Source organism: Thalassospira sp. MBR-102 (assembly GCF_040549275.1).
In the GTDB taxonomy this organism is placed as follows: Bacteria; Pseudomonadota; Alphaproteobacteria; order Rhodospirillales; family Thalassospiraceae; genus Thalassospira; species Thalassospira xiamenensis.
The window spans coordinates 164,242-184,257 of the sequence record NZ_JBEPTC010000006.1; the positions used below are offsets into that span (position 1 = coordinate 164,242).

20 protein-coding genes are annotated in these 20,016 nt (G+C 56.6%); 4 read left to right on the forward strand and 16 right to left on the reverse strand.

All coding sequences use genetic code 11. From position 1 onward, the window contains the following. Positions 1-187: 187 nt before the first annotated feature. Entirely contained in the window at positions 188-1,465 is a 1,278-nt protein-coding gene (locus ABIE64_RS12585) for an MFS transporter (RefSeq protein ID WP_063092192.1), read from the forward strand. Positions 1,466-1,555: 90 nt separating this feature from the next. Then, positions 1,556-2,119 carry a CHAP domain-containing protein gene (locus ABIE64_RS12590; protein WP_007088400.1) on the forward strand — a complete coding sequence of 188 codons (564 nt, stop codon included), beginning with the start codon at positions 1,556-1,558 and terminating at the stop codon, positions 2,117-2,119. A 146-nt stretch (positions 2,120-2,265) separates the two neighbouring features. Here the strand turns inward: ABIE64_RS12590 and bioB are convergent, their stop codons facing one another. The 13 genes from bioB to ABIE64_RS12655 all read right to left on the reverse strand — a co-directional run bounded on the left by bioB (position 2,266) and on the right by ABIE64_RS12655 (position 15,433). After that, positions 2,266-3,258, reverse strand: coding sequence for a biotin synthase BioB (bioB, locus tag ABIE64_RS12595; RefSeq protein WP_063092191.1), 993 nt, complete (start codon positions 3,256-3,258; stop codon positions 2,266-2,268). After that, positions 3,258-3,833 (reverse strand): biotin transporter BioY, encoded by a 576-nt coding sequence (locus ABIE64_RS12600; protein ID WP_063092190.1) that lies wholly within the window; start codon positions 3,831-3,833, stop codon positions 3,258-3,260. The genes bioB and ABIE64_RS12600 overlap by 1 nt, the downstream gene beginning before the upstream one ends. Positions 3,834-4,120: 287 nt before the next feature. Continuing rightward, positions 4,121-4,759 (reverse strand): GntR family transcriptional regulator, encoded by a 639-nt coding sequence (locus ABIE64_RS12605; protein WP_223304939.1) that lies wholly within the window; start codon positions 4,757-4,759, stop codon positions 4,121-4,123. A gap of 99 nt (positions 4,760-4,858) precedes the next feature. Next, a complete protein-coding gene (locus ABIE64_RS12610; protein WP_063092188.1) occupies positions 4,859-5,605 on the reverse strand; it encodes a proteasome-type protease in 747 nt (248 codons plus the stop codon). Between the two features lie 19 nt (positions 5,606-5,624). Beyond that, a complete protein-coding gene (locus ABIE64_RS12615) occupies positions 5,625-6,443 on the reverse strand; it encodes a transglutaminase family protein (protein WP_063092187.1) in 819 nt (272 codons plus the stop codon). Position 6,444: 1 nt separating this feature from the next. Next, positions 6,445-7,392 carry an alpha-E domain-containing protein gene (locus ABIE64_RS12620; protein WP_063092186.1) on the reverse strand — a complete coding sequence of 316 codons (948 nt, stop codon included), beginning with the start codon at positions 7,390-7,392 and terminating at the stop codon, positions 6,445-6,447. Positions 7,393-7,410: 18 nt separating this feature from the next. Beyond that, positions 7,411-8,814 carry a circularly permuted type 2 ATP-grasp protein gene (locus ABIE64_RS12625; protein ID WP_063092185.1) on the reverse strand — a complete coding sequence of 468 codons (1,404 nt, stop codon included), beginning with the start codon at positions 8,812-8,814 and terminating at the stop codon, positions 7,411-7,413. Positions 8,815-8,978: 164 nt separating this feature from the next. Beyond that, positions 8,979-9,740 carry a precorrin-4 C(11)-methyltransferase gene (gene cobM, locus ABIE64_RS12630; RefSeq protein ID WP_063092184.1) on the reverse strand — a complete coding sequence of 254 codons (762 nt, stop codon included), beginning with the start codon at positions 9,738-9,740 and terminating at the stop codon, positions 8,979-8,981. Then, on the reverse strand, positions 9,740-11,695 hold the full coding sequence (gene cobJ / locus ABIE64_RS12635) for a precorrin-3B C(17)-methyltransferase (RefSeq protein WP_354377602.1): 1,956 nt from the start codon (positions 11,693-11,695) through the stop codon (positions 9,740-9,742). Before cobJ ends, cobM begins: the two co-directional genes overlap by 1 nt. Then, the gene (gene cobI / locus ABIE64_RS12640) at positions 11,686-12,426 is read right to left on the reverse strand and encodes a precorrin-2 C(20)-methyltransferase (RefSeq protein ID WP_354377603.1); all 741 of its coding nucleotides are present in this window, start codon (positions 12,424-12,426) and stop codon (positions 11,686-11,688) included. The genes cobJ and cobI overlap by 10 nt, the downstream gene beginning before the upstream one ends. Further along, positions 12,423-13,676 (reverse strand): bifunctional cobalt-precorrin-7 (C(5))-methyltransferase/cobalt-precorrin-6B (C(15))-methyltransferase, encoded by a 1,254-nt coding sequence (locus tag ABIE64_RS12645; protein WP_063092181.1) that lies wholly within the window; start codon positions 13,674-13,676, stop codon positions 12,423-12,425. Before ABIE64_RS12645 ends, cobI begins: the two co-directional genes overlap by 4 nt. After that, positions 13,673-14,365: a precorrin-8X methylmutase gene (locus ABIE64_RS12650; RefSeq protein WP_063092180.1), complete on the reverse strand. Its 693-nt coding sequence runs from the start codon at positions 14,363-14,365 to the stop codon at positions 13,673-13,675. Before ABIE64_RS12650 ends, ABIE64_RS12645 begins: the two co-directional genes overlap by 4 nt. Before the next feature lie 36 nt (positions 14,366-14,401). After that, complete coding sequence (locus tag ABIE64_RS12655; RefSeq protein ID WP_354377604.1) at positions 14,402-15,433, reverse strand: sirohydrochlorin chelatase; 1,032 nt, start codon at positions 15,431-15,433, stop codon at positions 14,402-14,404. 418 nt (positions 15,434-15,851) lie between these two features. On the opposite strand from ABIE64_RS12655, the gene cbiB reads away from it, so the two are divergent. Continuing rightward, positions 15,852-16,871: an adenosylcobinamide-phosphate synthase CbiB gene (gene cbiB, locus ABIE64_RS12660; protein WP_223304940.1), complete on the forward strand. Its 1,020-nt coding sequence runs from the start codon at positions 15,852-15,854 to the stop codon at positions 16,869-16,871. Here cbiB and rfaE1 read toward each other — a convergent pair. The 3 genes from rfaE1 to ABIE64_RS12675 are packed head-to-tail and all read right to left on the reverse strand — an operon-like array spanning position 16,868 to position 19,880. Then, complete coding sequence (rfaE1, locus tag ABIE64_RS12665; RefSeq protein ID WP_354377605.1) at positions 16,868-18,340, reverse strand: D-glycero-beta-D-manno-heptose-7-phosphate kinase; 1,473 nt, start codon at positions 18,338-18,340, stop codon at positions 16,868-16,870. The two genes, cbiB and rfaE1, sit on opposite strands and share 4 nt — an antisense overlap. Before the next feature lie 42 nt (positions 18,341-18,382). Beyond that, on the reverse strand, positions 18,383-18,967 hold the full coding sequence (locus ABIE64_RS12670) for a D-sedoheptulose 7-phosphate isomerase (protein WP_063092346.1): 585 nt from the start codon (positions 18,965-18,967) through the stop codon (positions 18,383-18,385). A gap of 28 nt (positions 18,968-18,995) precedes the next feature. After that, the gene (locus ABIE64_RS12675) at positions 18,996-19,880 is read right to left on the reverse strand and encodes a UDP-glucuronic acid decarboxylase family protein (protein WP_414716732.1); all 885 of its coding nucleotides are present in this window, start codon (positions 19,878-19,880) and stop codon (positions 18,996-18,998) included. Between ABIE64_RS12675 and ABIE64_RS22665 the strand changes: the two genes are divergently transcribed. Next, the gene (locus ABIE64_RS22665) at positions 19,809-19,973 is read left to right on the forward strand and encodes a hypothetical protein (protein ID WP_414716738.1); all 165 of its coding nucleotides are present in this window, start codon (positions 19,809-19,811) and stop codon (positions 19,971-19,973) included. The genes ABIE64_RS12675 and ABIE64_RS22665 overlap by 72 nt on opposite strands. The last annotated feature ends 43 nt before the right edge of the window (positions 19,974-20,016 follow it).

Genomic DNA, 20,016 nt, shown 5'->3' on the forward strand with positions numbered 1-20,016 from the left:
TGTTTTCCCAATGGGTTTGAGAAGGCCAGCTACACGCATCAGGCGAACAATCTGTGGCACGCATCTTTGCGTATCCCTATAATCGTTACGATACGTTAAATTACTGTTCTGTCCGGATAGCAGGCCATTTCGCCCCAAATATGGCCGTCAAATGCAACCGTCCGGTGCAACATGATCCCGCCCCGTCATGAAAACTGGAAAATCCGTGCTGCCACCAACCGCCGAGCCATCCCGGAAATCGATCTTTCAGGATCGCAACTTTGTCCTGTTTCTGATCGGGCAATGCATCACCACACAAGGACTTTGGGTGCAGAAAATCGCCATGTCGTGGTTGGCATGGTCATTGACCGGGTCGGCATTCTGGACAGGGTTGATTGCGGCACTTAATTTCGCCCCGGCTTTTATTCTGGGGCCGGTTTTCGGCGTGATGGCGGATCGGGTCAATCTACGCAAAACGGCGGTGACATTGAACCTTATGATGGCGGCGACGGCATTTCTGTTGATGATGCTGTCGATGGCAGGGCAAATCAATCTGTTCTGGATGGTGGTTCTGGCCGGGGCGAACGGGGTTTTGGCCAGTGCGATGACGCCCATTCGGCTTTCACTGGTGCCGGTGATTGTTCAACGCGAATTCATGAGCCGGGCGGTGGCCTATGCCGCGATGAATTTCAATATTTCACGTCTGGTCGGCCCAGCGGTGGGTGGTGTCGTGATCGCGACATGGGGAACCGGGGCGGCATTCATGATCAATGCGGCATCCTATATCCCGATGATCTTTGTTCTGGCGACTGTCAAAATCCATGTTGAACGGGCACCCGATGCCAAAAGCAAACGGGTGCTGGCGGCCCTTGTCGACGGGGCCAACTACGCCCTTCATCACCCGATGATCCGGTCTGTTCTGGCGCTATCGTGTTTTGTCGCACTGGTCGGAACCGGGATGGTCGAACTGATGCCGGTCTTCGCCGAGGCGGTTTATGACCGCGGCGTCACCGGGCTTGGCATGCTGGCATCGGCAAGCGGGGTTGGCGCAGTTGCATCGACATTCATGTTGTCGCGGGTCAGATCCGATCCGGCCGCCTTTCAGCGGGTGACGGTTATCGGGGCCTTTGCCGCCGGATGCGGCATGCTGGGGCTTGGTTTTGCACCGTGGTACGAGCTTGCCGTGGTTCTGGTTGCGATTACCGGTTTTGGTTTGACGGCGGTCGGGGTTGGGTCGCAAACCGCATTGCAATTGACGGTGGATAACAAGCTGCGCGGTCGGGTGATGAGCTTCTGGAGTGCGACAAGCTTTGGCGGGATTGCCTTGGGCGGCACGATGCTGGGTGCGATATCGGAGGCCGGACACATTCAATATACCGCACGTGGATCAGGGATATTGATTTTGTGCGCGGCGGTTTTCGGGTTTTGGCGCTTGTATCGCATTGCGACAAATAGTTCGAAACCTGCCACAGAAACGGCAAAATGATCTTGTTTTTCGGGGCTCTTTGTAAACGCTTGTTTAAAACTCGTCGGGTTAGGGTGACGGATCATTTTGCATTTCTTGGGGGAATATCGCATGCGGCTGGCGGTCGTTATCGGATTTTGTATGCTTGTATCGGGATGCTTTGCATCTGCAAGTACGCCAAAACCCAATAGCGGCCTTGAAAGTGACGGCGTTTCGACCGTGACCAATGTCAGCTTGCCGTCATCGCGTCTGTTGCCCTTTGCCCCCACCGACGAATTTTTGCAATGCGTGCCTTATGCGCGTGCTGTGTCGGGCATTGAAATTTATGGCGATGCCTGGACATGGTGGGATCAGGCGAAAAATACCTATAACCGGGGCAAAAAACCCGAAGTCGGTGCGGTTCTGGCGCTGAAGAAGACATCGCGGTTGAGATACGGGCATGTGGCGGTGGTTGCCGCCATCCTCGACAGTCGCAAGATCATGGTCAATCATGCCAACTGGGGCAGCGATTCGCGTACGCGGGGCAAGGTGCATTATCGCCAGCCGGTTGTGGATGTTTCGCCCAATAATGACTGGTCCGAAGTGCGGATGATGAACACGATCGGCACATTCGGTCGGGTTTATCCGGCACATGGCTTTATCTATCAGCCACACGAAACCGCCGAAGCCCACTAGATTTTCCGTCCTTTTCCTGCCTGCTTCCCTCTTCCTGCTTTCCTGACCCGTTTATAAAAAAGGCGAAGGCCCAACTGAGGGGCGCTTCGCCAAGGGGAACCTTGCGCGGGTGGGGCGCACAAGTTCGGGGGTTGATGTGGATATTTTCAGGCCGCCGATGTCGGAACCGGACCAAGCGCTGTAAACAGGGCGGTATCGCTATCTTCTTCCGGGTTTGGTGTGGTCAAAAGTTTTTCGCCGTAGAACACCGAATTGGCCCCGGCCATCAGGCACATGATCTGGGCTTCGCGGGTAAGGTCGGTACGCCCGGCCGAAAGGCGGACGGTGGATTTCGGCATGGTGATGCGGGCGGTTGCGACCATGCGAACCAGTTCAAGGGCATCGACGGGCTCGCGGTCGGCAAGCGGTGTTCCGGCCACTGGTACCAGTGCGTTGATTGGTACACTTTCGGGATGTGGCGCGAAACCGGCGAGGACATGGAGCATTGATGCGCGGTCGCGGATGCTTTCGCCCATGCCGATGATCCCGCCGCAACACAGGTCAATCCCGGCACCGCGCACGGCAGCCAGCGTATCGAGCCGGTCCTGATAGGTCCGGGTGGAGATGATCTGGCTGTAATATTCCGGACTGGTATCAAGATTGTGGTTATAGGCGGTGAGGCCAGCCCCGGCGAGGCGTTCGGCATGGCGGGTTTCGAGCATGCCAAGGGTAACGCAGGCCTCCATGCCGAGATTGCGGACACCGCGCACCATTTCGATCACGGCATCAAAGGCCGCACCATCGCGCACGCGTCGCCATGCGGCCCCCATGCAGAAACGATCCGCCCCGGCGGCCTTGGCACGCGCCGCCATTTTCAAAACCATACCGGGGTCCATCAACTGTTCCCTGCCCAGCTTGACCTCGCGGTGGTGGGCTGATTGCGGGCAATAGGCGCAATCTTCGGGGCAGCCGCCGGTTTTGATCGACAGCAGGCTGGCCTTTTGCACGGCATTGGGATCGTGATGGGTGCGATGGACCGCGCTGGCGCGGCCCATCAGTTCAAGCAGGGGCAGGCGATAGATCGCCTCGATCTCGTCCACCGTCCAGTCGTGACGGATGGTTTGATCAATTGCCGGGTTTTGTGCGGGAAGGCTGTTCATCAGGCGGTGCCGCCTTTGTTGCGTTTGATGAAGCGGGTGCAGGCGGCGCTGCCAAGGGCAACGAGGGAGATTTTGATGGTGTCGCCCAGAATGAACGGGGTGAAGCCGTATTCAGCAACCTTTTCAAGCGGCACAAAGGCGGCAAGCCATGCCAGACCCAGAACATAGACCGGGATCATACCGGCCATCATGATGCCAAAACGCGCCAGCGTACCGCGCCCCTGTGCCAGTGCGCCGACCAGCCATGAGGCAATCAGATAACCCAGCAGATAGCCGCCGGTCGGCCCGGCCATATAGGCAAGCCCGATGCCACGTTCCGGCGTTCCGGCAAAGACCGGCAAGCCAGCCGCACCCGCCGCCAGATAACCCAGCATGGTGGCACAGGCGACGCGTGGGCCGGTGGCGAGTGCAATAGCCATGATCGCCATGGTTTGCAGGGTCATTGGCACCGGCCAGAAGGGAACGGTGATTTTGGCGCTGGCGGTCAGGATGGCGACACCGGCCAGAACCATCAGGCTATATTTCATTCCTATCGAGATGCGGGTTTCGGCCGGTTTAGAGACTGCATTGCTCATGGTGATTTCATCCTCCTCTGGATCGCATTCAAAATTATAGATAAAAAACGAATCTCATCTATTAATTACGCCGTGATCGGAGGGTGAAATCAATCCCCAAAATAGATAATCGGATGAAATTGGCCGATATTTGCGGAAATGTATCGTTAGTATATTGATTTATATGTTATATTTTTATCTATAAAATTGGAGATTTGCACATAAACAGGCGTCCTGCATTGCCAAAACGCAGGCAGGAACAGGTTCGAACCGTGGATTTTGGGTTCGGGAGACAGTTCTGGAAGGGGTCAGGAAAGGGTTTGCGGGCGGATTTTAGGCCCCGGTTTGGTGCCGATCCATTTGACGTGACGCGCAAGGGTGGCGGCAGAAATGTCAAACTGCCGTTCGCGGAGCGCCTTCAGGATGGCGCGGTGATCCTGATCGGTCGGGGCTTCCCATTCCATGCGGAAGCCGGAAAACAGGAAGCGGGCACTTGCGGCATGCAGATCGTCAATGGTTGCCAGCAGGCGGGGCATGCCGCACGGGGTCAGGATGAGGCGGTGGAAGGCGCGATTGGCTTCTTCCCATGCCCGGACATCGGGGGCATTTTCGCCCGCACGGTTGATCGCCTCTGCCTCGTCGAGAATGGCGCTGGTCAGGTGCGGGGCGGCATGGCGAAGGGCGAGGACTTCGAGGGATGCGCGCATTTCAGCGACTTCGCGGACTTCTGCGATATCAAAGCTGGCAACCCGCACACCGCGGCGCGGTTCGCTGACGACCAGCCCCTGTGCTTCGAGGCGGCGAAAGGCTTCGCGCACTGGCACGTGGCTTGCGCCGAATTCCTCGGCAAAATGGTCTTGGCGCAACTTCGTACCCGGTGCGATATGCCCGGCGATGATGCGGTCAGCCAGTTCGCGGGTGATCCTGCCTGTAACGGTATTGTCCATGTCGCTTTTCATGATTTTATAGATAATTTGCGCGCCCGATTTTGTCGAGCACGCATATCCGTAACCGGTAAATTAATCGCGCGATATCAGAAGGTTTGTTTAGCAGTCCGGTGCACAATGTTCGTCAGGCATATCGGCGAATGCTTCGCGCAATGCCTGCGACCATGCGTCCGAAAGGGCTTTGAACCCGGCATCTTCGGCATCAATCCGGCGATGTTCGGAGAAATGGCACGATCCTTCGGGTAGGACGGCAAGATCAAGCGGCATGCCGACCGACAGGTTGGATCGCAATGTTGAATCCATCGACAGCAATGCGGCTTTGACGCCGTCGGCAATCGGCGTTTCCGGGGTGATCACGCGATCAAGGATCGGTTTGCCGTATTTATGTTCGCCGATCTGAAGGTAAGGCGTGTCTTCGGTGGCCTCTATAAAGTTGCCCGCCGCATAGACCAGAAACAGGCGTTGTGCCCCGCCCTTGCGCTGCCCGCCGACCATGATCGAGGCCGAGCTGCTTTCCTTGCGTTGTTCGAGCGTGTCCTGATATTTGTGCTGCACTTTCTGCATCGCCTCGCCCATCAGTTCGGCAACGCGGAACATGCTGGGTGCGCTCAGGATACAGTCGCCCGGTTCGGTTTCCGGGTTGTCGATGGCTTCCTGCAGGGTGCTCATGACTGCCTGCGTGATCGCGAGGTTGCCCGCAGTCAGCGCCACGATGGCGCGTTCACCGGGTACTTCCCAAGTGAACATCTTGCGATAACGCGAAATGTTATCAAGCCCGGCATTGGTTCGGGTGTCGGAGAGGAACACCATCCCCTCATCAAGCATCAAGCCCACGCAGTAGGTCATATTCTATTCTCGGGTCCGGCTATTGCTGTGATTGCGCAACGATGACTGTTACATCCAAATCCTCGTTTGCACCACCAGTATGTACACCCCGTATAGGTGTGGCACCCTGTGCATCAAGTCCAGACCCCAGACGAATATAATAATCGGTCGGGCAGCAGCGGTTTGCCGGATCAAACCCGACCCAGCCCAGTTCGGGCAAATGCAGTTCCGCCCACGCATGGGATGCTTCGTGTGATTTGCCATCCTGATCGGCAAACAGATAACCCGATACATAGCGTGCGGGAATGCCAAGATGGCGGGCGGCCGAAATCATGACATGGGCGTGGTCCTGACAGACGCCCTGACCATCGGCCAAGGCGTCGGCGGCGGTGGTATGGACATGGGTGCTGCCCGGGACATAGGCGACGGCATCGGACACGGCTGCCGAAAGGGCGTGGGCCCGTTCAAGCAGGTTATCCGGGCTGGTTTTCTTTTCGACTTTGGCGGCGAGTTTGCGGATCGCGGCACTGGATTTTGTTACGGGCGTTGAACGCAGGAACACGGTTGGAAAGGCGCGTTCCTTATGCCCGCGAAGCATGCCTGTGGTATCGGTGGTTTCGACTTCTCCGGACACAACGACATCAACAGAATCAACTGGCCCGGTTGCGGTCAGCGTGCTGATGGTGTCGCCATTGCCATCGACAAATTCTGAATTGATCACGCATCCCTCGGCCTTGATCGACCAGCGGATGATTTTTTGTCCGTCAAACAGGGACGGCGTCAGCTTCAGACTTTGCACGACATAGCGTGCCGACGGGGAAAACCGATAATGGGTGCGGTGTTCAACAGTCAGGCGCATCTTACTGGCCCCCGAAATAATAGGTTTCGGCAATTGCCGATGACAGGGTCTGATTTCGTTTGAGGAAATCAGACAGGAATTCGTGAAGGCCCTGGCTGAAAATTTCGTCCATGCGGGTTTGGGTCAGCAGGGAATATGTTTCGACTGCCAGGCTGTGCACCGGGCTTCGTTGGCCGTAATGGCGGGCCAGATGTTCCAGATGGTTGGTGATCTGTTCCGAACAATGGGCCAGCGACCGGGGACTGAACGGATTGAGGATCAGGAAATGCGCTATGTGATAGGGTGAATAATCATCGCGATAAACCCAATGGAAGGCACGCAGGGATGATGCTGCCCGCAGAACCGTCGTCCATTGATAGTTATCGACCCCGTCGCCGACCATGCTGGTTTCGGGTAGCAGGACATAATATTTCACGTCAAGCAATCGTGCGGTGTTATCGGCGCGTTCGATGAAAATGCCAAGACGGATAAAATCGTACCCGTCGTTGCGCAGGATTGTTGAATCGGTCGCGCCGCGAAACAAGGCACCCTGCCGTTTGACCCAGTCGATGAATTCCGGCAGATCGGTTTTTGCAAGGTTATGCATTGCCGTTCGGCGCAATTCCATCAGGGCATTGTTCAATGCTTCCCACATTTCGGCGGTGATGGCGGTACGCATGGCGCGCGCGTTGGCGCGTGCATTTTCAAAACAGTTCAGGATCGAAGACGAATTATCGCGATTGAAAATCAGATAATCGGCAACCTCGGCCTGACGGAGCGGCATGGCGGGATCGTAACCCTGGGCGCAGCCCGATGCAGACAGGACGGAGGCCCATTCTGACCGGTTACCGTCACCGGCGGCCGGCATCAGGGCCATGCGATAGCCCATTTCCATCAGCCGGGCCATGTTTTCGGCCCGTTCCACGTAACGGGACAACCAGAAAAGGTTGTCTGCTGTACGACTAAGCATGTGACTTCCCTTTCTTCTCTACTCGGCCATGATCCAGGTGTCTTTTACCCCGCCGCCCTGCGACGAGTTGACGACTAGTGATCCTTCGCGCATGGCAACGCGGGTCAGGCCACCCGGCGTCAGCCGGATGTCATCGCCGACAAGGCAGAAGGGCCGGAAATCGACATGGCGCGGGGCGATGCCGCTTTCAACGAAGGTTGGGCAGGCGGAAAGGGCAAGGGTCGGCTGGGCGATGAAATCGCCCGGATCGGCCTTGATGCGCTCGGCATAGGTCGTCTGTTCTTCCTTGGTGGAGGCCGGGCCAACCAGCATGCCGTACCCGCCCGAACCATGGACTTCCTTGACGACCAGTTCGCCAAGATTTTCCAGCACATATTTCAGATCGTCCGGGTTGGCGCATTTCCATGTCGGTACGTTATTCAGGATCGGTTCCTGCCCAAGGTAAAACCGGATCATGTCGGGCACATAGGTATAGATTGCCTTATCGTCGGCAACACCGGCACCCGGTGCCGAACAGATCGCAACCCCGCCTGATCGATAGACATTCATCAGGCCGGGAACGCCCAGCACGGAATCGGGCCGGAAACAGAGCGGATCGATAAAGGCATCGTCGATCCGGCGATAAATCACATCAACCCGGGCGGGCCCGCGCGTTGTGCGCATATAGACGCGGCCTTCGGACACGAACAGATCCTGCCCTTCGACAAGTTCAACACCCATCTGGTCAGCAAGGAAGGAATGTTCGTAATAGGCGCTGTTCATTGCACCCGGTGTAAGGACCACGATATTTGGCTCGCGATCGCACCGTTTGGGCGCGATGCTTTTGAGCGTCTTATGGAGCATGTCCGGATAGCTTTCGACCGGTTCGATCCGTAATTTCGAAAACAGTTCCGGGAACATCCGCATCATGATTTCGCGGTTTTCCAACATATAGGAAACGCCCGACGGGGTGCGGCAGTTATCCTCCAGCACATAGAAATCATCCGGGCCGACGCGCACGACATCAACGCCGACAATGTGGCTATAGACCTTGCGCGGGGGATCGATGCCGATCACGGCCGGCTCAAACGCGGCGTTCCTGAACACCAGATCGGCGGGGATGATCCCGGCCTTGATGATTTCGGCGTTGTGATAGACGTCATACAGGAAGGTGTTGAGCGCGCGTGCGCGCTGCTTGACGCCACGTTCGAGCTTGCGCCATTCCGTGGCGGTGAAAATGCGTGGAATAAGATCGAACGGGATTAGCCGTTCCGGATCGCCACCTTCGCCATAGACCGCGAAGGTGATGCCGATTTTGCGAAAAAGAGTTTCTGCCTCTAGTCGCTTCTGCTGGAGGGTTTCGGGCCCGCTGGCCTCCATCCAGTCAACCAGTGCGCGATAAGGTTCGCGTACTTCATCGTTCATCATCATTTCGTTGAACATGCACACTCCCCTTGCTTATCCTTTGATTAAAGGCGGTGCTGCAAGGGGCGGTCAAGCATGTTCACGGTTGAAATGTTTCTTTTTTCAGCAAAAACAGGATTTGCTGAAAATTTGGGCCGGGTCGTTTAACTGATTGTGCAAAAAACGGGCGTTTTACAGTTCGGTTACGGTTTTGCTGGCCGCAAAACATGGGTGTGATCGGCAGCATACAGGCGGGAATCGGTGAAATCCTTCCGCCCAAAGACCCCGCCCACCATGATCAGAGCCGTCCGGGTGATACCACTACCTTTGACCTTGGCGCGGATATCGCCAAGCGTCCCGTGGATGAATTGCTGATCGGGCCAGGTGACGCGATAGGCGACAACAACCGGGCAATCTTCCCCGTAATGCGGGATCAGATCGCGGACGACATTGACCAGATTATTGATCGAAAGATGCACCGCGAGGGTGGCGCGCGAACGACCCAATTCGGCCAGGCTTTCGCCTTCGGGCATGCAGGATGATCGCATGGCGGTGCGCGTCAGGATGACGGTTTGCGAAATATCGGGCAGGGTCAGCTCTGCCCCAAGTTCGGCGGCAGTGGCGGCATAGGCCGAAACGCCCGGCGTGATGTCATAGGGGATGCCAAGGTCATCCAGACGTCGGATCTGTTCGGCAATCGCGCCATAGATCGACGGATCGCCGGAATGCACGCGCGCGACATCCTGCCCCGCGGCATGTGCCATTTCAATCTCGGCCAGAATTTCATCAAGGTTCATCGGCGCGGTATCAATCACGCGCGCGCCGTCGGGGGCGGATTTGACGATTTCCTCGGGCACGAGTGACCCGGCATAGAGGCAGACCGGGCATTTTTCGATCAGTTTAAGCCCGCGAACGGTGATCAGATCGGGGGCGCCGGGACCGGCACCGATAAAATGAACGGTCATCAGTTTGCCTTATCGTTTTTGGGATCGTTTTTGGGATTATCGAGGCTGTGGACCGGGGCGTTTGCAGCGTCCGGGCCCTTTTTGGCATAGCCGCGCGGGGTATAGACCCAGCTGTTTTCGCCGCGTGTGATATGGCGGCTGTTGCTGGAGCCGACCAGAACGGTGGTCAGCATATCGACCATATCGACTTCAAGTTTCGCAAGCGGAACGACTGTTATCTGTTCGTCAGGGCGGCCAAGCTGTCGACCCAGCACGACCGGTGTTTCCGGCCCGCGATGTTCAAGCAGGATATCGCGGGCTTGTGCCAGAAGATCACGGCGGCGTTTGGATACCGGGTTATAGAAGGCGATGACAAAGTCGCCCTCGCCCGCGGCCTTGAGACGACGCAGGATATCCTCGCGCGGGGTCAGAAGGTCCGAAAGCGATATCGCACAGAAATCATGGCCCAGTGGCGCACCGATCCGTGATGCGGCGGCTTGCAGGGCGGAAATGCCCGGAGATACCTGCACGGCAACGCGGTTCCAGTCAGAACGATCTTCGCGATCCAGCAGTTCAAACACAAGCGTCGCCAGCGCATAAATCCCGGCATCGCCAGACCCGATCAGGGCGACGTCCCTGCCAGTGGCGGCCAGTTCAAGTGCGTGTCTGGCACGGGCCTCTTCGGCGCCAAGGTCGGAATGATGGCAGGATTTGCCGTCAATCAGTGGCCCCAGAAGATCAAGATACATCTGATAACCGACAATATCGGTCGCACGCGCAATCAGGCTGCTGGCTTCGGGACTGCGCCAGCCGGGCTGTCCAGGGCCGATGCCGACAATCGACAAACGTCCCTGCGGACGACCCGATTGCAGCGGATCAATGTCATCGATTGAAAGCCCAATGGCACAGGTGGCCCGTTTTAATTTCTGTTTCGAAACGATCAGCGTGCCGTTCGTGCCGATGGTGGCAAGGGCCGCGCCCTCAGCAACGCCATGGCAGCCGGTTTCGGCAAAGACGATATCGGACGGATTGGCAAGGCGGGGGGCTTCGGCTTCGAGTGTTGCGGCGTCATAGAAACGCGCGGGGACGCCCAGATGATCGGCCAGTGCGTGAACGGCGGCTTCATCGGCCTTAAGATCAATGGATGCCACGCAGGCAACGCTTTGCGCGCTCAGGCCATTTTCGGCGAGGGTTTCGGTGGCGAGTTTGATCAGCTCGTCCGGTTCGCAATGACGTTCGCATCCGACGCCAAGCGCCAGAACCGGCGGGTGATAGACAATCTCGTGATTGTTCTTGTCGTCCCTGTTCGTGTCCATCGCCTTGGCGGTGGTGCGAATGATGACCTTGCCAGTGTCGCTGCGTTCGATATTGCTGTTGGTCAGCCAGGCGGCTGATCCTGCCTCGACCTCGAACCGGGCGGTTTCACCAGCCAGAAGGGCTGCGGTGGCTGGTTTGACAGCCTGCGGATTAGCAAGATGCCAGCCGACCGGCGGTTCATCAAGGGCCAGTCCCAGCATCGCATCGCCCGGCGTGGTGATCGCCGCCTGCCCGCCCAGCCGTTCGGCCAGATCGCGCGCCAGCCGATTGCCACCGTGATGCCCGCCCAGAAGCGGGATGAAGGTGCTGCCGGCCTCGTCGACTGCGATGACGGCGGCGTCCTGCCATTTATCTGCCAGAAGCGGTGCCAGAGCGCGGATCAGGATGCCTGATGCGCAAACGCCGATGATTACATGATCAGTCGAAAATGTTTGTTGCAGATGTGTAATGGTATCCTCGAACGCGACATCGACATCGCTTGTCGAGACGCGTGTGCGCAGGCCGTGGACTGATGCACCCTGCAGGTTTGCGGCAATGCGTTTGGCGGTGGCAAGGGCGCGCTGCGTCAGACAGATGACCGCAATTGGCGCAATCGGGTCCGTCGGCAGGATCGGGTTGGTATTGCTGGCGGTGGGGATATTCGGGGGCGTCATCGCCATGCGTCTCCGCGACGGTGGATCAGGATCATCGAGAAATAGGGTGCTATGGTATCTTCCGGAAGGTCACCAAGCGGGACCATTTTCTGGGTTTCAAGCGTCGCGCGTTCGATATAGCGCGCCCGGTCGGTCAGGCCAAGTTCTTTGATCACCTTGCGGACTTTGGCGAAGTGGCGGCCAAGTTTGATGATGGCAGCCGCATCGGTATCGCCAAGTTGCGCGCGCAGGCGTTCTTCGGACAAGGGTCCCGGAATGACCTGCAACACATCGTTTCTGGCGGCAAGCGGTGCGCCAAGCTGGGCGGCGCAGGCCATCATGGAACTGACACCCGGCACGGTTTGAACCGGATGCCCGGCTTCGGCCAGACGGCCAAACAGATACATGAAGCTGCCATAGAAGAACGGATCGCCTTCGCACAGAACGGCAACGCTTTTTCCGGCTTTCAGATGGTCGCCGATTTCAAGGGCCGCGGCGTCATAGATCGGGTCGGCGGGCTGGCCCATGGTAATGCGGATGGCGATCTCTATCCGTCCTGTGGGGACATGCGGCGTGACGATTTGCCGGGCAAGACTGGCGCCGTCTTCGAGGGCGGGATAGGCAATCACATCTGCCTTTTGCAGTATGTTATAGGCTTTGAGCGTGATTAGGTCGGGTTCGCCCGGCCCGATGCCAAGGCCATAGGCCGTACCCGCCACGGGTAATGCGCTGGCGGGTGTTGTGGCCGCGTCGCTCATGCTTTTACTCCGACATAGTGGGTGACGGGGGCAAGGTTGCTCCAGCCCCTGAAACTGCCGCGTGGAACCAGCCGGGAAACCGACAGGCGCGATAGGGTGCCACCGTTTTTATTGTAAAACCGTAATAATTCTTCTTCGCCTTCCAGCGTGACCGTATTGGCCACCAGCCGCCCATGCATCGGCAGGATATCCCAGCACCGATTCATCAGACTGGATGTCGTGATGCCGCCGCCGACGAAAATCGCATCGGGTGTCGGAAGTTGATCGGCGAAGGCAATCACATCCTCGATCCCCTTTTGGCGGATCATCAGATCGGGTGTACCAAGGCGGATGGCATTTTTTGCGATCAGGTCGCAGCGTTTTGCATCGCGCTCTATGGCGATGGCCTGCCCCCCGGCGCGCATCCATTCGATTGAAACCGAACCGCATCCCGCCCCCAGATCCCAAAGCATGGCATCGCGCCATGGGGCAAGGGATGACAAGGTTTGGGCACGGATTTCGGATTTGGTGATCATCCCGTCATGGATGAAGGCATCATCGGGAAGACCGGCCCCATTGCCCAGAACGCGGCTTTTGGGACCGGCCACCAGATCAATCATGATCAGGTTCAGTGGATCAACCGGTTTGACATCGGGCATTGAGGTTGCCGTGGACTGCCATGTTTGGGCGGTCTGGGTGGTAATGCGTTCTTCTGTACCGCCCAGCCGTTCGCAAATCGTCATATGGCTTTGATCGTAGCCGGCTTCGCACAGCATGACGGCAACCAGTGCCGGGGTGCTGCCATCGGCACTGAGCGTGATCAGTTTGCCGCGCGGGCGCAGGTGCGATCGCAGGATTTCCGGGTCGCGCCCGTGCAATGTGATGACATCGCATTCGGCAAGCGCCCAGCCCATGCGGGCGGCGGCCAGACTGATGCTGGACGGGTGCGGGATCACGTTAATTGATCTGGAACCGAAATAATTAACCAGTGTATTGCCGACACCAAAGAACATCGGGTCGCCACTCGCGAGAATGACCGGGTTCTGATCAAGGCAATCCTCGATCAGGGGCATATTGGCCTCGAACGGGGTGATCCAGCTGTTCTGGGTGGCAATATTTGATCCGGGCAGCATGGCGATGTGGCGTTTGCCGCCAAAAATCACGCTGGCGGTTTCCAGAATCTGACGTGCAATCGTGCTTAGTCCGTCATAACCGTCTTCGCCAATGCCGATCACGGTGATTTTGCCGTTCAAGGGCGATTGTTCGTTCATTTGCCATTCCCCTTGTCAGGGTCGGTGGGTTTTGTGGCCGTGCCATCCGGTGTCTGCCCCGGCGATGCGAGGCGCGCCAATGCGTTAAGCGTTGCCGCGGTGACCGCACTGCCGCCAAACCGGCCGCGCAATGTGACGAACGGGATGTCACCGGCATGGGCAATCAGGGCTTCTTTGCTTTCCTCCGCACCGACAAAGCCCACCGGCATGCCGATGATCAATGCCGGTTTCGCCAGACGGTTCGAAATCAGGGCCTCAAGCAGATGAAAAAGCGCCGTTGGCGCGTTGCCGATGGCAATTATTGCACCATCGATATGATCTGCCCAATCTTCGATGGCGGCAGCCGACCGTGTAGTAGCAAGCTTGGCTGCGCGTTCGGCGTTGCCATCTATATTCAGGGTGCAAATGACCGGGTTCTGTTGGGGCAGAAGGCGGTAAATGATCCCGTGACGGACCATTTCCGCATCACACAGGATCGGTTTGCCATTTTGCAGGGACCTGATTGCTGCGGTCACCACGTCGCCGCCAAAAGCAATCAGATCTCCCTTTTCAACCATGCCACAGGCATGAATGATCCGTACGGCAACCGACCGCAATTCTTCGGGAAAGCGGGCGAGATCGGCTTCGGCTTCGATGGTTGCAAAGCTTTGCCGATAGATTTCCTGCGGGTCCCGCAGATAGTCGAACATCGCCACACCTTTCGCAAAGGAACGAAGGGCGACCGGTTAGGAACCGGTCGCTTTATTGGTTTCGTGGCTGTGATCGTGGCTGTGCCCGTGATCATGGCTGTGGTCATGAGAATGATCATGAGAATGACCGTGGGAATGCCCATGATGATGGTGACCGTGATCATGACTGTCGCCGTGACTATGCCCGTCGGTGCCAATCCCCATCACATGATGATGATGCCCGACCTGAGGTGTTGCAACGTCGCCTTCATATCCAATGATCTGTTCGCGATATTTGCAAAGCTGGCAGTTCATATTGTTGTCGCCGGTGTCAATTTCAGCCAGGCGTTCGGCAAAGCTTTCCAGCACCAGCGGATGATCGCGCAGATATTCCGCCTTGATGAATTCAACATCTTGGAATTCGGCCGCGATTTCGTCTGTATGGGCGTAAATCCGGTCGATCAGAATGCCAGCAAACAGGAAATACGGGAATACCACCACACGCTTGTAGCCAAGCTTCATGGCTTCGCGCAGACCGGCATTGACACGCGGATGGGCAACCCCGGAATAACTGATTTCGGTACGTCCGAAACCAAGCCCTTCCTGTAACATGCGTGCGACCTTATAGACGTTTGAATTGGCATCCGGGTCATTGGTGCCACGCCCGACGACCATCAGAAGCGTATCCTTGCGCGAGATGCTGTCATCAGCGGTTGCAAGGGCTTCTTCGATGCGATCAGCACTGGCACGCAGAAGTTTCGGGTCAATCGCCAGATCACGTCCGAATTTAACGTCGATATCCGGGTTTTCATGGGCGAAATTGTTCACTTCGCTTGGCAGGTCATTTTTGACGTGACCGGCGGCAAACAACATGCCCGGCAGGGCATAAATCTTCTTGTGGCCCATAGCTTTGAGTTTTTCAAAGCCATCGCGCAGGATCGGGTGCGCAAATTCGAGAAAGCCGCTTTCGACATCATAATCGGCCAGATGGGTCTGCTTCATTGTTTCAACCATGGCGTTGAACTGTGAAACAGCGCGCTCATCACGCGAACCGTGTCCGCATATCATTACGGCGCCTTTGGGGGACATAAAAGGCTGCTCCTTTGTCTCTCTCGTGTTTTGGTGCGCGACGGTCACAAACCGCCACGGTACCCGATGCCACCCCCGTTTTCACCGATTGGCCTGCGGAATGCAAGCCACAGCTGATTGGATAATCGTCGCAAGGGCGGGTCGGATAGAAAATACAAACTGTTGTGGTTTGTTTTACGGGTGATTGCAGATGTTGTGGTCACAAATCTTGCTACCCGAAATGATGGAAGGGGTAAGTAACAGGTTTGAGGCCTCCTGATCTGGATTTTGAAGTATGGTATGAAGAAAAAACAAAAAGTATGAAATTCTTTTATCAAAGCCCGTACCGATTGGCAAATCGTGCTGTTTGTTCGGTAATTTGCCCGTGTAATCCCGGATGATGATTGACGGGCATGTGCCTGCGACGCACATTGCCGCAATGGAAACCATGATTCTTGAATTTCTGATTCCGCAGCCCGGTTTCATGGGCCCGCTTTTCACCGTGCTGGTTCTGGCACTGGTGCTTGATGCGGTTTGTGGGGATTTCCCTTGGCTGTTCGGGCGGGTGCCGCATCCGGTGGTCTGGATTGGCAATCTGATTGACTGGTTTGAAAAGCGCCTGAACAAACCGCGATATGGTAACAGTGATCGCTTTTTACGCGGAAGCCTCTCCAGTCTGGCGGTGATTGCCTGTGCGGCGTCGTTTGGCGGCGTGATCCAGCTGATATCGTCATTTGGCGATGTTTTCCGGTTTGCCGATATTCTGCTGCTTGCCATCCTGATTGCGCAAAAGGGGCTTTATCAGCATGTCAAAGACGTCTCGGTCGCCTTAAAGCGCGATGGCCTTGCAGGCGGAAGGGCAGCGGTTTCGATGATTGTCGGCCGCGATCCGCAATCACTTGACGATGCCGGGGTCAGCCGGGCGGCGATTGAAAGCTGTGCGGAAAACTTTTCGGACGGCGTGGTCGCGCCGCTGTTCTGGTACGTGCTGGTCGGGCCGATTGGGCTTTGTGCCTATAAGGCGATCAATACGCTTGATTCGATGATCGGTCATCGCAGTGACCGTTATCTTTATTTCGGCAAGTTCGCGGCACGTCTTGATGATGTTGCGAACTTTGTCCCTGCACGGATTGCCGGTGGGGTGATCTGCCTTGCCGCTGTGATGGGCCGCAAAACTTCCGGCGCGCATGCCTGGAAAATCATGCTGCGCGATGCGTCAAAACACAAATCGCCCAATGCCGGGTGGCAGGAAGCAGCCTTTGCCGGGGCGCTTGACCTATCGCTTGCCGGGCCGCGCCAATATGGCGCGGAACTGGTCGAAGACCCCTATATCGGGGATGGCAGGCGGGATGCGGATGCCAGCGACATCGACCGTGCGCTAAAACTTTACACCACGTCCTGTATTCTGAACGCGGCATGGCCGTTGGTGTTAAAGATGATCTGGGTCGGGCTGGTCTAGTCTTTGCCCTGATTGATGCGCGCAATGGTCGATGTCGTCGAGAAGCCATCGGCGAGATTGGCTAGAACAACCTTGCCGCCATATCCTTGCACGATATCTGCGCCGACAACCTTGTCGATGGTGTAATCGGCACCCTTGACCAGAATATCGGGTTTGAGGGCCTCGATCACCGTGATCGGGGTGTCTTCGCCGAAAATCACCACACCGCTGACGGTTTCAAGAGACCCCAGGACAGCCGCACGGGCAGCCTCGGATTGCACGGGGCGTGCTTCGCCCTTAAGGCGTTTGACCGATGCATCGGAATTAAGCCCGACAATCAGCCGGTCGCAGTTGGATCGTGCCTGTTGCAGGAGGCTCAGATGGCCCGGATGCAGAAGATCAAAGCAGCCATTGGTGAAGCCGACCTTATAACCCTTGCGCCGCCAGCGTTCGACACGGTCCACCATGCGGTCAAGCGGCATCAGTTTGGCTTCGCCGATCATCAGGTCGTGATGATGCAGAACAGAAATCAGTTCGTCCGGATAAACAACAGCGGTGCCGATCTTGCCAACCACGATGCCTGCGGCAACATTGGCAATACGCGCAGCGTCTGAAAGTGATGCACCCCCGGCAATCGCCGATGCAAGGCAGGCAACGACCGTGTCACCGGCCCCCGATACGTCAAATACTTCGCGTGCTTCGGTCGGAAGGTGGGTTGCCTCACCTTTGCTGGTGACAAGCGTCATGCCATCCTGGCTTCGGGTCAGAAGGACGTTTTCAATACCGCATTCGGTGATGATTTTGGTGGCTGCGGCAATTGCATCCTCGTCACTTTGAATGTCGATGCCGGTTGCGGCCTGGGCTTCGGCTCGGTTCGGGGTGACGACCGTCGCACCGCGATAGATGCTGTAATCTGTACCCTTGGGATCGACAATAACCGGTTTTCCGGCCTTGCGCGCGGCAGCAATGGTTGCGGCGACAACGTCACCATGCAAAACGCCCTTACCATAATCGGAAAGGATAATGGCACTGACATCGGGCGCTAGTTGTGCAGCCAAGGCAGACAGGTTGCTGATGGTTGGGGCGGCAAGCGTTGCGGTAGTTTCGTTATCAGATCGTAACAATTGTTGTCCGCCCGCGATATAGCGGGTTTTGATCGTTGTCGGGCGGTTGCGTTCAATCTGGATATAGGGCTCGACACTCTTGTCATTGGCGACATATTCCATCACCTCCCGGCCTGGAAGATCATCACCGACAAGGGAAAGAAAACGAACCGATGCGCCAAGGGCCGTCGCATTGCGGGCAACGTTGCCCGCACCACCCAGCATTGCACTTTCGCGTTCGACCCGGATGATCGGGATCGGTGCCTCTGGCGAAATACGGGTGACCGAGCCATAGACAAACCGGTCAAGCATCACATCGCCGATGCAAAGTACCTTGGCATTGGGCAGTTGTTCAACCAGTTGGGCCAGATGGCTGAGATCGGTCATGTGCGTATCGTCTTCTGTTCGTTAAATCGAAAGTGGCTCGGATCAGGCCTTGGTCAGGCCAAGGGTATGTTCGAGTGCGCCAACAAGCATTTGCCCGAGCTGTATATGCATTTCCTGAATACGGGCGGTGGTGTTGCTTGGCACGATCATCAACGGATCACACAGATCAACCATGGCGCCACCGGTTTTACCGGTCCAGCCAGTGGAAATCAGCCCCATCTCGCGCGCCTTTTCAAGGCCGAGATTGACGTTCCTGCTGTTGCCGGACGTTGAAATGCCAATTGCGACATCTCCTGGCCGACCCAGTGCCTCGATCTGGCGGGAAAACAGATAATCAAATCCGAAATCATTGCCGATTGCGGTCAATGCCGAGCTATCGGTTGTCAGGGCAATGGCCGGCAATGCACGCCGGTCATTGATGTAACGAACCGTGAATTCGGTTGCGATATGCTGCGCGTCGGCTGCTGATCCACCATTGCCAAAGAACAGGAGTTTGTTGCCTTCGTTCAGCGCATTGGTGCAGATCGATACCAGTTTTGCAAAGGGCGCACGCGTTGCTTCGCGGGTTTTGTCGACCAGATCAAGATGCTCGTCAAATTCGGCATCGAAGAAGGCATTGATATCCATTTCTTCACTCATACAACTCGGTGATTGTCTAGCTGCGGTTTTTCACAAGATCACGGAAATAGTCGATGGTTGACGCCAAGCCGGTTTCTAGTGCGACAGTCGGATTCCAGTTCAGGATTGTTTGCGCCTTGGTGATGTCGGGTTTGCGCTGCAACGGATCATCCGCCGGCAAATCCTTGAATATGAGTTTGGATTTCGCGCCAGTCATATCAATTACGCGCTCTGCAAGTTCGCGAATTGTGATTTCATGCGGATTGCCTAGATTGATTGGGCCGCTGACCGATTTTTCGGTCGCCATAAAGCGGACAAATCCCTCAATCAGATCCGAATAGAAGCAGAATGAGCGTGTCTGCCGGCCATCGCCATAGATGGTAATATCCTCATCATATAAAGCCTGAATGATGAAGTTTGATACAACGCGGCCGTCTTGAGGATGCATACGGGGACCGTAAGTATTAAAAATTCGCGCGACTTTGATTTCCAGCCCGTGCTGGCGATGATAGTCGAAGAACAGTGTCTCTGCGCAGCGCTTTCCTTCGTCATAGCAAGCACGCGGCCCGATCGGATTTACACTGCCACGGTAATCTTCGGTCTGTGGATGAACTTCCGGATCGCCATAGACCTCACTTGTGGAGGCCTGGAATATCTTCGCTCCGACGCGTTTGGCAAGTCCGAGCATGTTGATCGCACCATGAACGCTGGTCTTGGTGGTTTGAACCGGATCGTGCTGATAATGGATTGGGGACGCAGGACAGGCGAGGTTATAAATCTCGTCAACTTCAAGATATAGCGGGAAGGTTACATCGTGACGCATCAGCTCGAAATGCGGGTTGTCGAGCAAATGGACAACGTTGTCCTTTGTGCCAGTGAAGAAGTTGTCGACGCACAGAACGTCATGGCCTTCCTGGAGCAATCTTTCGCAAAGATGGGAACCGAGAAAACCGGCCCCACCGGTGACCAGAATGCGTTTGCGCCGCCACATAATCTTTTAATCCTGACAGGTTGAACTTAAATCGGCCTGAAACTAGCAGCTTGGATGATCCATTGCC

Bases quoted from the DNA above. Each gene is read 5' to 3' on its own strand.
- ABIE64_RS12600 (WP_063092190.1), bottom strand. From the start codon at position 3,833: ATGAGCAATGCAGTCTCTAAACCGGCCGAAACCCGCATCTCGATAGGA.
- ABIE64_RS12605 (WP_223304939.1), bottom strand. From the start codon at position 4,759: ATGGACAATACCGTTACAGGCAGGATCACCCGCGAACTGGCTGACCGC.
- ABIE64_RS22665 (WP_414716738.1), top strand. From the start codon at position 19,809: ATGGACAACGTTGTCCTTTGTGCCAGTGAAGAAGTTGTCGACGCACAG.
- ABIE64_RS12650 (WP_063092180.1), bottom strand. From the start codon at position 14,365: ATGTTCGACTATCTGCGGGACCCGCAGGAAATCTATCGGCAAAGCTTT.
- ABIE64_RS12610 (WP_063092188.1), bottom strand. From the start codon at position 5,605: ATGACCTACTGCGTGGGCTTGATGCTTGATGAGGGGATGGTGTTCCTC.
- ABIE64_RS12615 (WP_063092187.1), bottom strand. From the start codon at position 6,443: ATGCGCCTGACTGTTGAACACCGCACCCATTATCGGTTTTCCCCGTCG.
- ABIE64_RS12645 (WP_063092181.1), bottom strand. From the start codon at position 13,676: ATGAACGAACAATCGCCCTTGAACGGCAAAATCACCGTGATCGGCATT.
- cobJ (WP_354377602.1), bottom strand. From the start codon at position 11,695: ATGGCGATGACGCCCCCGAATATCCCCACCGCCAGCAATACCAACCCG.
- rfaE1 (WP_354377605.1), bottom strand. From the start codon at position 18,340: ATGACCGATCTCAGCCATCTGGCCCAACTGGTTGAACAACTGCCCAAT.
- cobI (WP_354377603.1), bottom strand. From the start codon at position 12,426: ATGAGCGACGCGGCCACAACACCCGCCAGCGCATTACCCGTGGCGGGT.
- ABIE64_RS12590 (WP_007088400.1), top strand. From the start codon at position 1,556: ATGCGGCTGGCGGTCGTTATCGGATTTTGTATGCTTGTATCGGGATGC.
- cobM (WP_063092184.1), bottom strand. From the start codon at position 9,740: ATGACCGTTCATTTTATCGGTGCCGGTCCCGGCGCCCCCGATCTGATC.
- cbiB (WP_223304940.1), top strand. From the start codon at position 15,852: ATGGAAACCATGATTCTTGAATTTCTGATTCCGCAGCCCGGTTTCATG.
- ABIE64_RS12620 (WP_063092186.1), bottom strand. From the start codon at position 7,392: ATGCTTAGTCGTACAGCAGACAACCTTTTCTGGTTGTCCCGTTACGTG.
- ABIE64_RS12585 (WP_063092192.1), top strand. From the start codon at position 188: ATGAAAACTGGAAAATCCGTGCTGCCACCAACCGCCGAGCCATCCCGG.
- bioB (WP_063092191.1), bottom strand. From the start codon at position 3,258: ATGAACAGCCTTCCCGCACAAAACCCGGCAATTGATCAAACCATCCGT.
- ABIE64_RS12655 (WP_354377604.1), bottom strand. From the start codon at position 15,433: ATGTCCCCCAAAGGCGCCGTAATGATATGCGGACACGGTTCGCGTGAT.
- ABIE64_RS12670 (WP_063092346.1), bottom strand. From the start codon at position 18,967: ATGGATATCAATGCCTTCTTCGATGCCGAATTTGACGAGCATCTTGAT.
- ABIE64_RS12625 (WP_063092185.1), bottom strand. From the start codon at position 8,814: ATGTTCAACGAAATGATGATGAACGATGAAGTACGCGAACCTTATCGC.